The organism is Gemmatimonadetes bacterium SCN 70-22 (assembly GCA_001724275.1).
Classification (GTDB): domain Bacteria; phylum Gemmatimonadota; class Gemmatimonadetes; order Gemmatimonadales; family Gemmatimonadaceae; genus SCN-70-22.
In genome coordinates this window covers 18,428-33,541 of sequence record MEDZ01000024.1, presented here as the reverse complement: position 1 = coordinate 33,541, position 15,114 = coordinate 18,428, and the positions used below count along the sequence as shown (strand labels likewise).

Below are 15,114 nucleotides of genomic sequence, written 5' to 3'. Positions count from 1 at the left end.
TTACCCGCGCGGGGGGAGCGCGCGGGTCACCGGGGCGGTAGCCAGCCGCGGCTCGCCGCAGTGCTCGGCGATCGCCGCCACGGTGCGATCGCGCAAGTCGACGACTGCCCGCCAGTCGCTCCCGTTAGGCGTGAGCGGCTCGCCCACCCAGACGTGGATGGGGCGAGGGTGCGGGATGCGCTGGCCATCGCGCAGCACCTCGCGCGTGCCGCGCAGCGCCACCGGGACCACCCGCGCGCCGGTCGCCACCGCGGCCTGGAAGGCGCCGAGCCGGAAGGGGCGAAGCCCGCGCGACGCGCGAAAGCCCCCCTCCGCGAAGAAGAGCAGGGCCTCCCCACGCCGCAACTGCCCCTCCACCGCCAGCGCGTTGGCGACGCTCTCCTTGACGAGAAAGCGCTCCACCGTCGGGTGATCGCCGCGGCGCGCCAGCGCCCCGACGAGCGGCCACGTGAGCACCTCGCGCATGGCGACGAAGCGGAAGTCTCCAGCCAGCGCCGCCAGGAGCGCCGGCGTGTCGGCGTAGGATGCGTGGTTGGCCACGAGGACGAGCGGCCCCCCGTCCGGGAGCCGCGGATTCCCCTCCACGCGCAGGCGGCACCCGCTGGCGGCCAGGATGACGCGGCTCATCGCCCGGCTCAGGCGGCGCACCGGCAACCCGGCAGGGACGGTGTAGGTCAGGACGAGGAAGACCGGGCCGAGGGCGACGAGCGCAAGGAGCCACGACAGGACGATGGCGGCCGCCTGGACGCCGCGCCAGGCACGCCGCCCCCCGCTCCGGAGCCAGCCTAACGACTTCCCGATCGCCAGCCCGCCCCGCAGCCGCCAGGGGACGCGCCCCCCGGCGATGCGTCCCTCGAGGTAGGCCGCGCGTGCGGCGCCGCGGCGGATCTTGCCGCTGGGCGTCTTGGGCACCACCCCCGGCGGCACCACCCGCACGTCGTCCGGCGGGACGCCGACACCCGACGCGACGGCGGCGATCACGTCGCGCGCCAGCCGGTCGCGTTCCGACGCCGACTCGGCGTGCGACTCCGCGAGGACGACGAGGCGCTCGGTCCCGCCCCCCTCGTCGGGGATCCCGAACGCCGCCACGCACCCCTTCCGGACGCCGGCCACGGTGGCCGCGACTTCCTCCACCTCCTGCGGCACGATGTTGCGGCCGCCCTTGATGATGAGGTCCTTGAGGCGCCCGGTGATGAAGATCTCGCCCTCGGCGGCGTAGGCCTGGTCGCCGCTGTCGATCCACCCGTCGGCCAGGACGGCGCGCGCGGTGGCGTCGTCGTTATGGAAGTAGCCACGCATGCACGACGGCCCGCGAAAGAGCAGCCGCCCCACCGCTCGCTCGCCGACCTCGCGGCGCCCCTCGTCGACGATGCGCACCTCGTGCCCCGGGAGCGGGGTCCCGACCGAGACGAATGAGAGCGCGCCAGCATCCCCCGGCAGGGCGCCGAGCGCCCGCCGGTCGCGGGCGAACGGCTCGCGCTGCACGTGGTCGACCCGCGGCCCGCGCCCTAGCGGAGGAAAGCAGAGGGCGACGGAGCACTCGGCGAGCCCATACACCGGCATCAGCGCCTCGCGCCGGAAGCCGTACCGCGCGAAGCGCTCGGCGAACCGGTCGAGGGTGGAGGCGCTCACCGGCTCGGACCCGTTGAGGGCGCATCGCCACGACGAGAGGTCGAGCCCGGCGATGGCCTCGTCGCTCACCTTCCGCACGCACAGCTCGAAGGCGAAGTTGGGGGCCGGCGAGAGCGTGGCCCGCTGCTGGTGGATGGCCCACAGCCACCGCTCGGGACGCGCCAGGAACGAGAGGGGTGACATGAGCGACAGCGGGATCCCCTGGACCATGCAGACCAGCCACGTCCCGATGAGCCCCATGTCGTGATAGAGCGGAAGCCAGCTGACCCCCACGTCGGTGGGCTGCATGTCGACGCCGGTGGCGATGGCGCGGATGTTGGCGAGGAGGTTGGCGTGCGACAGGAGGACCCCCTTGGGGTCGCCCGTGCTCCCCGAGGTGTACTGGACGAGCGCGGCGTCGCCCGCCGTGAGGGACGGGGGGACGGACAGCGGCTCGCCGCCGCGCAGGGCGTCGACCGTGAGGGTCCGGCCGAGTGCGGGCGCGCTCCCCTTGAGCAGGCGCGCCACGGGGAGGGCCTCGGGCATGGCGACGAGGAAACGCGCGTCGGCGTTGGCGAGGATGCGGGACTGGCGCTGCAGGTACTCGCCCAGGCGGTCGAGCCGGGCCGGGGGGTAGAGCGGGACGGCGATACCGCCAGCCGCAAGGATCCCCATGAAGGCCTGCAGGTAATCGAGCCCGGTGGGAAGCATCAGCGCCACCGGCTCGCCGATCCCCAGCCCGTGCTCGCGGAGGGCACCGGCGATGCGCGCCGCGCCATCCCAGAGCTCGGCGTACGTCACCGGCTGCAGCTGGGCGTCGCGGTGGAGGAGGACGTGCGTCCGCGCCGGCTCGGCCGCCGCGCGCCGGCGAAGGGCGTCGACCAGCGTCGCCACCTCCTCGGTGCGGAGCGCCGTGGCCGGGCCGACCGCGGCTCCCCGTCCGCTCGCCGGCAGGTGCACCTCGGGCACCAACGGGAGGGCCCGCGCCATCTCGCGCGGCGTGTCGAGCAGGAGGAAGGCATCGTCCAGCTCGCGCCCGAACGCACGCTCGAGGCGCGCCATCAACTCGACGCGCTCCAGGCTGCCCAGGCCGACGTCGCGTTCCAGTGACGCGGTGGGCGACACGGCTCGGGCGGCGCGGTCGCCCCCCAGCTCGAGGGCGAGCGCACGCACCTCGTCCAGCACGCGCTCCTCGTCGCGCCCGGCCTGGATGCTCGAGTCGATGGTTGGCGGCGATTCGGCGAGCGCCATCAAGAGCCCTTCCCCCTCCCTGGCACGTCTCGTCACCCGGCGCCGCGCACTGGCGGCGTACGCACGACAGACTCGCGAGGTCCCCGCGCGTCACCGTACAAGGTGACGCGTGAGGCGAAGGGGCGAAAGGCCCGAGGCGCCCTACCGGAACAGGTGCAGGACCAGCCAGCTCCCCGGCCCTGCAATCAGCACCGTGAAGACGACGTTGAGGATGAGCCCTGCGCGCGCCATCTGCGGGATCGTCACGTAGCCGCCGGAAAAGACGACCGCGTTAGGCGGGGTGGCCACGGGGAGCATGAAGGCGCAGCTGGCGGCGAGTGCCGCCGGCGCCGCGAGAAGTACCGGGGGCGCCCCCACCGCCACCGCCAGCGAGGCCACGATGGGGATGAACGCCGCCGCCGTGGCCGTGTTGCTCGTCAGCTCGGTGAGGAAGATGATGGTCAGCGTCACCACCAGTACCGCCACCCACACGGGGAGCCCCTGTACCACGCCGAGGTTGCTCCCGATCCAGTCCGCCAGCTGCGTGCGGGCGACGGCATTGGCCAGCGACAGCCCGCCCCCGAACAGGACCAGGATCTCCCACGGCACCCCACGGGCCGACTCCCAGCTCAGGGCAAATTCCCCCTTGCGCAGGTTCACCGGCGCGAGGAAGAGGATGAGCGCCGCCCCGATCGCGATCCCGGTGTCCGATAGCCCGGGCAGGGCCCGCTCCAGCAGGGGGCGGAAGATCCACGCCAGCGCGGTGAGGGCGAAGACGACCGCGACGATCACCTCCCCCCGTGACATCGGGCCCAACGCCCGCCACTCGCGGTCGATCCGCTCGGCGGCCCCGGGAATCTCCTCACGCGAAACGCGGTGGCTCCAGCGCGTCAGGACAAGCCACGTGAGCGGGAGGCCGAGCAGCACGATCGGGACGCCGAGCATCATGTAGCGGGCGAAGCCGATCTCCACCCCGAACTGCTGCGACATGATCCCGGCGAAGAGCGCGTTGGGCGGGGAGCCGATGAGCGTGGCCAGCCCGCCGATGCTGCAGGCATAGGCGATGCCAAGCATCAGCGCCGTCGGAAAATCCGACGCCGCCTGGCCCTCGGCCGGGTCGGCCTCGTGCACCATGCGCACCACCGACAGCCCGATGGGGAGCATCATCACCGCCGTCGCCGTGTTGCTGATCCACGCGCTGATGAAGCCGGCGGCGATCATGAAGCCCGCCACCAGCCGATCTGGCCGTGCCCCCATGAGCGACAGGATCCCGAGCGCGATGCGGCGGTGCAGCATCCACTGGGTCATGGCCTGCGCCAGCAGGAAGCCCCCCAGGAAGAGGCCGATGATGGGGTTGGCGTAGGGGGCCGACGCCTTGTCGACGTCGAGGACGCCGAGGATGGGAAAGAGCGCCACCGGGATGAGGGCGGTGGCGGGGATCGGGATCGCCTCGGTGACCCACCAGATGGCCATCAACGTCCCGACGGCGGCCGTGCGCCAGGCAGGGAGCGTCATCTCCCGGGGAGGCGGCACGACCAGCATCCACGCGAACACGACGAGTCCCAGGACGAGCCCCGCGATGGTGCGGGCCCCCGCCGCCTCCCACCAGCGGCGGGGGGTGGGGGCTGCTTCGGGCTCCGCGCGTTGGGGGGGCGACATGCCGCGGATCTTATGGGGCGGGCGAGCGGGGCGCGAGTGGGAGGAAGGCTTCGGTCATCGCCTGCATCTCGTCCGTCACGTACCGGGCGCGATCGACCGCCATCCAGAACGCCTCGGCGTCCTCGCGCGTCCACCCCGCGGGGTCGTGCAACGCGGCGAGGGCATCATACAGCTCGTGCGCGGTCTGGATGCGACGGTCAGGGTTGGCCTCGAGGCAGCGCAGGATGACCGAGCCGAGCGCGTGGGCACTCGCGTCGCGCTGCGCGTGCCGGGCCGCGTAGTGCGACCGCACGTCGATCCCGGCCGGCATCCGCCCGCCGGGGAGGTCGGCGAACGGGGAGCATCCGGTGAGCAGCACGTGCAGCGTCACGCCTAACGCGAACAGGTCGCTGCGCTCGTCGGCCGGCGTCCCGTCCAGGAGCTCGGGAGCGAGGTACGCCGGGGTCCCCACCACTACCCCCGTCCACGTGAGGTCCGTCGTCGCCGTGGGCGTCGGCTCGCGGAGGCGGACGATCCCGAAGTCGAGGAGCTTGACGAAGTCCGGGTCGTCGCCCACGCGCGTCAGGAAGAGGTTGTGGGGCTTGATGTCCCGGTGGATGATCCCGGCCGCGTGCGCCTCCTCGAGGGCGAGGCATGCCTGCATTCCCACGTTTGCCACCCGCGCCGCGGGGAGGGGACCGTGGCGATCGACGAGGGTGGCGAGGTCCATCCCCTGGAGGTACTCCATGGCGATGTAGTACAGGCCATCGTCGCTGGCGCCGAAGTCGAAGATCTGCACCACGTGCGCCCCGCGCAGCTGGCCCGCGGCGTGTGCCTCGCGCTCGAAGCGCCGCACCGCCTCGTGCCCGGCCGGCGTCGCGACGCGGAGGATCTTGAGAGCCACGTTCCGGTTGAGGTTCAGGTCCCACGCCAGCCAGACTTCGCCCATTCCCCCCTTCCCGATGGGCGCCTGCAACCGATAGCGCCCCAGGCGGCGCGCCTGGTACAGCTGCTGCTGCGTGCTCCACACCGTGTGCCCGATGATGAGCCCCAGGAGCGCGGAGCTTGCGACGAAGACGTGGTTGGCGGCGAAGAAGACCAGCGAGTCGGCCGAGAGCCACTCCGCCCGCGCGCACGGCGACACGAGGGCGCCGACGCCGATCACGATGGGGAACGACAGCCAGATGCGCCCGTAGGTCTTGATGCTGTGCCGCCAGTGCGTCGGCACCAGCGTGGCGCGTACCATGGCCACCACCGAGATGCCGTGCATGTATGGCGAGCGGATCCCACCGATCTCCACGGCCATGAGCGCTATTGCCAGCGCCGCCGCACCGTAGCACAGGTTCTGCCACCGGTACAGCCGCTTGAAGGGGGGTCGCGGTATGGCGGCTCGCGTAATACGCGCCGAAGAACGCTGCCTCCACGAGGATGCGGTAGATCACGAACCGCTCGAACGGCGCCCCCGGGTATGCGACGAAGCACATGAAGGCGTCGAGCAGCATGAACGACGGCCAGATCATCAGGCCGCTCCGCATGGCACGGATCACGACACGGCGATCGGCGTCGGTGTCCGGGCCGCCGCGAGGCGCGGCGATGGTGTGCTTCGGGTCCATGGATGGACCTCGTCCGGGGACGTTCAAAGACAGGACAATGGCCACGGGCGCCAATACCGCGCCCCGAAGCAAGCTCCTGCATCATGCCGTTTGGCGAATGAGTCGATTGACTCATGTTGGCCGCGCCGGGATTGTGCAGCTTGCATGCACCGAGCGGGCCTCGCCCGCGTCGGCCGGCGCGCGGGCCGGCACCCGTCGCCGGTCATCCAACGATCCGGAGAGAGACCATGCGCTTCCCCCTCATTGCCACCCAGCTGTTCGCCGTCGCCCTCGTGGCCGGCGCGCCGGCCCTGCCGGCCCAGTCCGCTCGCGCCGCCGCCCAGGCGGTGCGTGCCACCCCCCCCGCCGACGCGATCGCCGCCGAGCCCGACCTGGCCGCCGTGCGCCGCGCGACGCAACGCTTCCGCGACGTGAAGGTAGCGCTCGCCGAAGGGTACCAGCGCGACCCGATGAACATCTGCGATACCGCGGAGCTCATGGGGCGGCCGGCGTCGCTCGGCGCCATGGGAATCCACTACGTCCGCCCCGACCTGCTCGGCATCACCGCCCCGCCGTCGCCGCGGGTCAACGGCACCGGGACGCACACGGACTTCACCCGTCCCGCGATCCTCATCTACGAGCCGCAGCAGGACGGTTCCATGGAGCTCGTCGCGGTGGAGAACCTGGTCTTCAAGAGCGCCTGGGAGAAGGCGGGACACACGACGCCACCGTCCTTCCAGGGAGTGCCGTGGGACCACATGGCCGACGACCCCGCCACCACGATCGACGAAGCGCACATGTTCGAGCCGCATTACGACCGGCACGTCTGGCTTTACCGCGAGAACCCGAACGGCATCTTCGCCCAGTTCAACCCGAACGTCAGCTGCAAGCACCACCCGCAGCAGGGGCACAAGCACTAGGGCGCCCCAGGGTCGGCGTGCGCCGGGGCACCCCTGCCCCGGCGCCGCCCCGCCTCATGAACAGACCCGCGTACCGACGTACGCCGTCCTGCGCCCGGCCGGCACCTCCGCCCCGTTGACCTCCAGCGTGTTCCCCGTCCCATCCACGCTGGCATACCACGCCTCGCTCCACGGCAGATCGCTCCCCAGCGTCAGCATGTAGTGCGAGTCCCGGAGGTATGGAGCGTTGGCGAGGCCGAGCCCGGTGGTGTGGCGGCTCAACGACACCAGGAGGTCCGCCTGGCAGCTGCCGACGATGCGGTTGTCGCTGGTCTCCAGAATCACGTCGCCGCGCAAGCGTGATCCCGCCACGGGGAAGCCGGCCTCCACGATGAGCCCGAACCGGTTGTCGTGGACGTAGTTCCCGCGCATCGTCACCACGCTCGTCCCAGCCACGTTGGGCGCGTTGATGCCGACCGCCGCGACGCGCAACCCCGTTCCCACGGGAGTCCGCTCGTGTGCGCGCACCTCTTTGTCGACGACCTCCACGTTCACCGTCGCCGCCGCAGGCGGGACCGTCTGCGCAATGCCGCTCGGGACCGGAAGGACCGTGGCCGGCACGATGAGCACCCCCGGAATGCCCCCCTGCTCCAGCTTGTTGGAGCGGACGAGGAACTGCCCCGGCCCGGCGATGCAGATGTCGCACGTATCGCCCGGTCCGGTGGAGAAGTTGCGCTCGACAACGGCACTCCCTTCACGCAGGTCGATGCGCTCGGTGAAGTGTCCCTCGAAGCTGTTGTCGCGGACCACGAGCCCCTCGGTTCGCAACGCCAGGATCCCCTTCCCGGCAATGGCCGCGTCGTTGGCGGCGTGCCCCGAGCGGAAGACGAACCCCTGGATGATCACGCCATTCCCGCCCTCCCCGTTCTCGGCGTTCACGATGACGAGCGGCTCGGAGACCCCCGTCTGGGTCGTTCCCCCCACCACCTCGAGTGGCGGATCGGCGGTCAGCGTGGTCCCGGCGGAGGCCGGCGCCGCGCCTGCCGGCCTCCCCGCCGAGTCCAGCGACATGGTGTAGCTCCCTTGCAGCGTGATGTCGGGGACATCGATCAGGAGCGGGAGCCGTTCGCGCGTGCTGTCGCTCGTGCTTGCCGTGGTCCCCACGAATGTCCCGGGGAGCACCTTGATGGTGATACGGCACCCTGCTCCCGCGATCGCGCTCCCTCCTTGGCGCGCCTTGCGCGCGGCGTCGAGGGCGTCGGTTATGCGCCGGAAGGTGACGCCATCGGATCGCGGAGCCGAGGGATCCACGAGCAGTTCGGTCGGGTAGCCGCCGGCCGTTCGGGCGGCGGTGGCTTCAGCCAGCGGGAGCAGGCGCGCGCTCGACGCGCCGGGCTCGCAGGTGGGGACCTTCGCGATAGCCCCCGTCGGGTCGTCACCGCACGCGGTCAGTACCAGGACCAGTCCACAGATCATCGGCCGAACGGCCCGCAAGGGCCCCACCCGTCCGCACGTCGTCGACATCGCAACACCCTCCTCCACACTCGGCGTTCATCCGGGCCCGCATGGTCGCCCCGGCAACCCGTGAAGACCGAAGCTAGGAGCGATGCGTCGCGGGACGCAAAAGACGATTTGCAGACGGTGTCTCCCCGCCCGCCTCCCGTCGGCATGAGGGAGCGACGGTCGCGTTACCGGATCGTCACCGTTCCGTTACAGGGCACGCGCACCCTCCATCGGGTAACCGACGCCTCAAAACCCGGCATGCCGGCAAGGAGCTCCCGCACGCATGTTCAACACGACACTGGCTCGCTCCATCCTCGTTGGCAGCGCAGCCTTTTCCCTCGCGCGCTCGACGGTCGGCGCGCAGGATAGCACCAGCGTCCAGAAAGGCGACACCGCCGCGGCACGCCTCACGCCATCGGTGACCGCCCCGTCGCTCCCGTTCGACTTCTCGGGCGTGATCTACACCAACTTCCAGATGGGCGGGCTCAAGGGGGCGCGCGCACAGGATCGCTTCGACCTCGAGCGCGCTTACCTCACCCTCAAGGGAGAGGCCGGCGATCGCGCCAGCTGGCGCATCACCGCCGACGTGTTCCAGCAGCGCGACACCACCCTGTCCGCGTTCTACCGCGGGTGGGCGCTGCGCGCCAAGTACGCCTTCGTGCAGTACGACTACCTGCGCGGCGACGCCGGCCGGTTCAGGGGGAACGTGCGACTCGGCCTGGTGCACACCGCCATCATCGATCACGAGGAACAAGGGTGGCCTCGTGGCATCCAGCAGGTGGCCGTGGAGCAGGCCGGCTACTTCGCATCCTCGGATGACGGAATCGCCACCACCGTCACGCTCCCCAACAAGGCGGGCGAGCTGTACGCCACCATCACCAACGGCACCGGCTACGCCTCGCGCGAGCTGGACCGTTTCAAGGACTACGCGGCGCGCCTGACGCTGACGCCGCTTGCCTCGACGCACGGCTACTGGAAGGGGCTCGACATCTCGCCGTGGATCAGCATCGGGCGCCGCGCCTCCGACTTCGCCGATCGCCCGCACGGGACGGTGGCACGCATCGACGAAGGGCGCCGGCGCGACCGCTACGGCCTCCTCGTGCAGGTGCACGACCCCCGCCTCGCGTTGGGTGCGCACCTGGCACGCCGCATCGACGTGGTCGAGTCGGCCGACACCACGCGCGACACCACGCCTGCGACCATCGAGCGCACCGGCGCCGTGAACTCCGTCTACGCCACGGTGCACCCTTTCGCCTTCACGCACAGCGCGCATCCGTGGCCGGTGGCGCTCCTCTTCCGCGCCGACGACGTGAAGCCCGACCGGAGTGCCGATCCGTACCAGCGCTTCTACGTCGCTGGCGTCACCTGGGAGCTGAACCGGAAGACCTCGATCACCTTCGACTACCAGACGCAGGAGCCGAAGCACGGGAGCCGGGCCCCGGACCTCAAGACGTACTTCGTGCACGTCATCGCGAACTTCTGAGCTCCGCGCCGGCCGGCACTCGCAACTCCGGGATCGACGCGAACCACCGGGCCAGCGCCGGCCGCTCGGCCATTCCTTGCAGCTGCCACTCGCGCGCCCGCTTGCGGTCGCCGAGTTGCGCGTAGAGCGAGACCAGGCGCACGATCGGCGGGGAGTAGATATCGTTGACGGTGGTGGGGTGCCGCTCCACCAGTCTCGTCTCGATCGCCGCCGCCTCGGCGCGCATCGTCTCCAGGAGCACGCGCCGATATCCATCGCTCCCCGCGTCGGCGTGCGCGGCGGCGAAGGCATCCGCCCCAAGCAGGGCCGGGGGGCGACGCCGCTCGGCGAGCGCCTCGTCTATCCGTCCATCCTCTTCCAACAGCCGCACCAGGCGTCCGCGAGCCGGCGCGTGGCGCGGGTCGATGGCGAGCGTCTGCCGTAGTGCTTCCTCCGCGCCGGCCCGATCGCCCACCGCCAGCCGCGCGGCGCCCAGCGAGCTCTGCATGTGTGCGATGTCGGGCTCCAGCCGGACCGCTTCTTCCATCTCCTGCAGCGCCTCCGCGTCCCGCCCGACCATCCCGAGCCAGACGCCGTAGAAGCGATGCCCCTCGGCGTACTCGGGGTCCTTGGCCACGGCCGTCGCAAACTCCCGCCCCGCCCGGTCCCAGTCGTCGTCGAGGTAGAGCGCCTGCGCGGCGAAGTGGACGTGGGGAATCGCCAGCGTCTCGTCCATCCCCAGCGCCTGGTGCGACAGGGCGATGGCCTGGGCGAAGTGCTCGTGAAACGGCACCAGGACGCCCCGGCGCGCGGCGACGGCATAGAAGTTCGAGAGTCCGGCCACCGCGGGGGCGAAGGTGGGGTCGAGCGCGAGGGCACGCTCGAAGTAGTCGCGGCTGCGGAGCAGTTCCTCCGGGGCGCCACCATGCGCGGTGCGCAGGAAGAGGTAGTGTCCGCGGGCGTACATGGCGGCCGCATCGGGCGAGTGCGGACGGCGCAGCGCGACCAGGGGCGCCAGCGGTGCGTTGGCGACATGCAGCTGGCGGCGCTGCGCCATCAGCGTTCGCAGGCGTGTGCGCTCCTCCGACATCCAGCGGTCGAATTCGCCGGCGCCCTCGACGTGCAAGCCATGCAGCGGCTCCGGCGGCGACAATTCCGCGGTCGCGACCGCGCCGCCACGCTCCAACTCGATGGCGTCGCACGAGATGTACGCCGGGTCGAGCCCCACCAGGTGGTCGCCGACCGAGATGATGGCGTTGGCGCCAAGCTGCTGGCGCAGGCCATGGAGGGCGTTGCGCAGCGCACGACGCCCGCGCGTGGCATCGTGGTCGGGCCAGAGGAGGGCGATGAGCGTGTCGCGCGCGTGCAACCCTCGCGGACGGGCCAGGGCGAGGTAGCACAGGAGCCCGAGCTGCCGGGGCTGGGTGATGCGCGACGACGTCGGCGCATCGTCGTTGTGCCGAACCGTCACCGATCCAAGGACGTGCAGGGAGAACTGATCGAGGGGCCGCAGCGTGTGCCAGGTCGGGACGACGGTGGATCGTGGGCGCCGCCCAAAGTGCGAGCAGCTGCCCCCGCCCCGGACAGGAGGAGCGGACAATCCTAATCGTGCACAACGGGCACCGCCCAGTCAACATGGGCGGGGACATGCACCGGGTAACGCCTGCGGCCAGCACCTCCTCGACGCTCCGCGCCGATCTCCTAGTTGCCGTAGTAGCACTCCCATCCGAAAGGTGCCGCCTCTGATGGAGCGGGAAACACCGGATCCTTCACCATGCGCTGGATCGGAGCGCTCGCCTCGATGGTGCCGTATGCCCCCCGCACGTCACGCACGATGACGCGAGCGGTCGCCAGTCCATCCGGGACCGGCTTCCCGTCCAGGCTCACGAAGAACAGGTCGTTGCTCCAGGGATACGGATCGACGTAGCTCACGTACAGCGACTGTCCGGGACGGTACGGCACCGACCCGCGGCACATCCCCGTCGTCTTCCCCGGAATGGTGATCTCGACCCCCTCCACCGTGGCCCACGCGCTCCCCGTCGGCTCGCGCAGCTTCAGCAGCGGGGCGTAGTAGAGATACGGACAATCCCAGGCGCACGTCGCGTGATACTCGACCACCGTGAAGGTGTCGACCACCAGCGCCGCGGTGATGGGCGGCTGCGTCCTGATGTGCAGCACCGCCTGGCCGCTGGCGGCGCCGACGGAGGCCTGTATACTGACCTCGCCCTCGCCGATCAGCTGGAGCGAGAGCTGCAGTTCCGTGAACCTTCGCCCCGTCGCCCCGACGACGACGGGGACGACCATACGCCCGACTTCGGCGGCGGCGTCCGGATCCGAGATCGTCACGATCGCGTCGCCCGAGTTCATCGGCGCCCCCTTCGCATCGAAGGCCAGGACCACCACAGTCCGCTGCATCCCCATGAACGCCGCCACGGTGTCGACCTGCACGCGCACCATCGCGACCACGTCTCCCGTCGGGGGAGGGGCGACGGGTTGCGCGGGTGGCGCGGGCGGCGCAGGCGGCGGCGAGTTCACGGTTCGTGGCGCCGTGGTCCCGTCGCTCGCGTCACACCCGAGGGCGACGAGAGCGGCCAGCGCAGCCAGCGCAAATCGAAGAGAAAGAGCGAGGGAGTGGCGCATGAGTCACGGATCCTGTCTGGGATGCCACGCGCACGATACACCTCCCCTGTCTACAAACTGTCTGCCGGCCGGACGTCCCTCCGCCTCCCCTCCGTAGCCGCCGCTCAGCGGTTGCCCTCGCCCACCAGCTCCCCACCCCAACTGGCCGGATCGACGTCGGCGATGGTCTGCGTCAGCGTCCAGGAGTGGCCGAACGGGTCGCGCAGGACCGCCTGCCGCTCGCCGTAGGGGAAATCGGTCGGCTCCGCCACCCCGGTGGCGCCGAGCTGGAGGGCGAGGGCATACGTGGCATCGGCATCGGAAACGCGGAGCATGAGCGTCGCCGGCGGACGCCCCGCCGAGGGGGCGGTCGCCGGGTCCCACGCCACGGCCACGACGGCGCCGTTCCCCACGGTCAATTGCACGCGATGCCCGGGGATCCGCAGCCGCTCGCGGCACCCGAGGGCGTCGCGCATCCAGGCCACCGCGGCATCGAGGTCCGGGTAGCTACGAACCGGGATGACGGTGGCCTCGGGGATGGAGCGGTTGTCTGGCAGCGCGACACGCGCGGCGGCACGCGCGGAGTCGGCACGCGCGGAGTCGGCACGCGCGGAGTCGGCACGCGCGGAGTCGGCACGCGCGGTACCGGTCCCCGCGCCCGCCGCGCCGGCGCGCGATGCGAGCGCGCGCTCCTGGTGCTCGAGCACGTTGGGCCAGGCGTTCGCGTGCGCGTCGCGCGCCTGGGCGGTGAGGAACCCCTCGTGCGTGAGCGTCACCTTCGTCCCGGACGGCATGGGGTCGAGGCGCACGGTGAGCACCGTCTCGGCGCCAGCCGTCCCGCTCGCCCCCGTCACCCAGGTGAGCGAGACCAGTGCCCCGGGTTCCAGCTGCAAGAACCGCCCGTAGTGCGGGTGCATCACCACGGGGCGGCCGTCGTCGTGGCGTTCCGCCAGCTCGAAGAAGAACGGGGCGCCGGCCTCCGCGGTGGCGCGCACCGACCCGGGCTCGGCGAGCCACTCGCCCCAGCCGGTGGTCCAGGCACGATACAGCGCCTCCGCGGGCAGCGACATCTCGCGCGCGACGGTGAGTGACAAGGACGCTGTCATGTGTTGCCGGCTCAAGGGTGAACGTGGAGGAGGGCGCCCTGCCGCTGCGCCTCCCGCGGGGCCCTGTCGCTGCGCCCCACTAGTTGCCTGCTGCCACCAATCGCGCGATCGCCCGCACCCCTTCGTCGCCCACGTCGAGGCTCAGGCGATTCACGTAGAGCCTGATGTGCGCGTCGCACACCTCGTCCGAGAGCTCCTGCGAGTGGGCACGCACGTAGGCGCGGCTTGCCTCGGGGTGGTCGAAGGCGTACTGCACCGAGTCGCGGATCGCCCGCTCCACTGTCGTCGCGGTCGCGGCGTCGAGGTCGGAGCGGGCACAGATGCCGGCCAGCGGCACCGGGAGCCCCGTCTCGCCTTCCCACCACTCGCCAAGGTCCGCGACCTTCACCAGGCCATGCTCGGCGTAGGTGAACCGGCTTTCGTGGATGATGAGCCCGGCGTCCACCTCCCCCTCCGCCACCGCGCGCAGGATCCCGTCGTATCGCATCTCGACCACCTCACCCAGCGCGGGGGCCGCCAGGCGCAAGAGCCGGACGGCCGTCGTTTCGCGCCCGGGGATCGCGATGCGCCCGCGCACCGCCTCGGCGAGCGCCGCCGGCGTGCGCGCCACCACCAGCGGCCCCACGCCATGCCCCAGGGCGGCCCCGCTGCGCAGCATGCGATAGCGATCGCCGACCCCGGCAAAGGCACCCACGCTCAGCTTGGTGAGGTCGAACGCCCCGGCGTGGGCGCGCCGGTTCAGCTCCTCGATGTCGAGGAGGACGGGCTCGATGCGGAAGGGGAGCTCCAGGACGCCGTGCGACAGCGCGTGAAAGGCGAAGGTGTCGTTGGGGCACGGCGAGTAGCCGAAGGTCAGCGTACGCACTGGGCGACCTCCGCAACGAGGCGTGGCGTGGCCGCGGTGATCGCGGCAAGGGCATCGTCGAAGCGCCAGCGCGCGCGGTCGGGCTCGTCGATCTCGTTGGAGACGGCACGGACCTCCAGCGCGGGGACCCCCGCCAGCTGCGCAGCACGCAACACCCCGAACCCTTCCATCGCCTCGACGTCGCAGGCGGGATCGCACGCCGAGCTTCCCCCCACGCGTCCGCTCGTCCCGATCAGGCGCACCGCCGCACCGGGAAGGGCGCGCCGCGCCGCAGCCACCAGGCTCGGCGTGGCGGCAAGAACCCTCGGCGTCCACTCCGCGGGGACCCCCGAATCGCAGTGCACCGCCGCCTCTCCGATCACCAGGGCGGGCGCATCGAGTCCGGCGCCGCGCCGCGCGCCGGCAATGCCGACGTGGAGGATCGCATCCGGGGGCTCGGCGGCGATGGCCATCGCCGTGCGGATGGCGGCCTCCACCGGGCCGACTCCACAGGCCAGGGTGCGCCACCCGTCCGGCACCGCGAGCTCGCGCTCGGTCGCCGCCACGACCAGGATTCGTCGGCAGTCGCTCATCAGGCGAGAAACTTACT

Annotated in this window: 10 protein-coding genes and 1 pseudogene; 2 read left to right on the top strand and 9 right to left on the bottom strand. The window is 71.5% G+C overall.

The window, feature by feature from the left end; translation table 11 throughout:
* The 3 genes from ABS52_12625 to ABS52_12615 all read right to left on the bottom strand — a co-directional run bounded on the left by ABS52_12625 (position 1) and on the right by ABS52_12615 (position 5,785).
* Positions 1-2,835, bottom strand: a complete 2,835-nt coding sequence (locus tag ABS52_12625) for a hypothetical protein (GenBank protein ODT02714.1) — start codon at positions 2,833-2,835, stop codon at positions 1-3.
* Between the two features lie 168 nt (positions 2,836-3,003).
* A complete protein-coding gene (locus ABS52_12620; GenBank protein ID ODT02713.1) occupies positions 3,004-4,422 on the bottom strand; it encodes an anion transporter in 1,419 nt (472 codons plus the stop codon).
* Between the two features lie 88 nt (positions 4,423-4,510).
* The gene (locus ABS52_12615; protein ID ODT02658.1) at positions 4,511-5,785 is read right to left on the bottom strand and encodes a hypothetical protein; all 1,275 of its coding nucleotides are present in this window, start codon (positions 5,783-5,785) and stop codon (positions 4,511-4,513) included.
* A 669-nt stretch (positions 5,786-6,454) separates the two neighbouring features.
* On the opposite strand from ABS52_12615, the pseudogene ABS52_12610 reads away from it, so the two are divergent.
* Positions 6,455-6,991 (top strand): annotated as a pseudogene (locus ABS52_12610) (hypothetical protein).
* 54 nt (positions 6,992-7,045) lie between these two features.
* On the opposite strand, the gene ABS52_12605 reads toward ABS52_12610, so the two are convergent.
* A complete protein-coding gene (locus tag ABS52_12605; protein ODT02657.1) occupies positions 7,046-8,446 on the bottom strand; it encodes a hypothetical protein in 1,401 nt (466 codons plus the stop codon).
* Positions 8,447-8,756: 310 nt separating this feature from the next.
* On the opposite strand from ABS52_12605, the gene ABS52_12600 reads away from it, so the two are divergent.
* Positions 8,757-9,956, top strand: a complete 1,200-nt coding sequence (locus ABS52_12600; GenBank protein ODT02656.1) for a hypothetical protein — start codon at positions 8,757-8,759, stop codon at positions 9,954-9,956.
* On the opposite strand, the gene ABS52_12595 is transcribed toward ABS52_12600, so the two are convergent.
* The 5 genes from ABS52_12595 to ABS52_12575 all read right to left on the bottom strand — a co-directional run bounded on the left by ABS52_12595 (position 9,940) and on the right by ABS52_12575 (position 15,097).
* Complete coding sequence (locus tag ABS52_12595; protein ID ODT02655.1) at positions 9,940-11,406, bottom strand: hypothetical protein; 1,467 nt, start codon at positions 11,404-11,406, stop codon at positions 9,940-9,942. The two genes, ABS52_12600 and ABS52_12595, sit on opposite strands and share 17 nt — an antisense overlap.
* A gap of 230 nt (positions 11,407-11,636) precedes the next feature.
* Positions 11,637-12,401 (bottom strand): hypothetical protein, encoded by a 765-nt coding sequence (locus ABS52_12590; GenBank protein ODT02654.1) that lies wholly within the window; start codon positions 12,399-12,401, stop codon positions 11,637-11,639.
* 278 nt (positions 12,402-12,679) lie between these two features.
* Positions 12,680-13,111, bottom strand: coding sequence for a hypothetical protein (locus tag ABS52_12585; GenBank protein ODT02712.1), 432 nt, complete (start codon positions 13,109-13,111; stop codon positions 12,680-12,682).
* 628 nt (positions 13,112-13,739) lie between these two features.
* Entirely contained in the window at positions 13,740-14,525 is a 786-nt protein-coding gene (locus ABS52_12580; GenBank protein ODT02653.1) for a 1,4-dihydroxy-6-naphthoate synthase, read from the bottom strand.
* Positions 14,513-15,097, bottom strand: a complete 585-nt coding sequence (locus ABS52_12575; GenBank protein ODT02652.1) for a hypothetical protein — start codon at positions 15,095-15,097, stop codon at positions 14,513-14,515. Before ABS52_12575 ends, ABS52_12580 begins: the two co-directional genes overlap by 13 nt.
* Positions 15,098-15,114 lie beyond the last annotated feature (17 nt).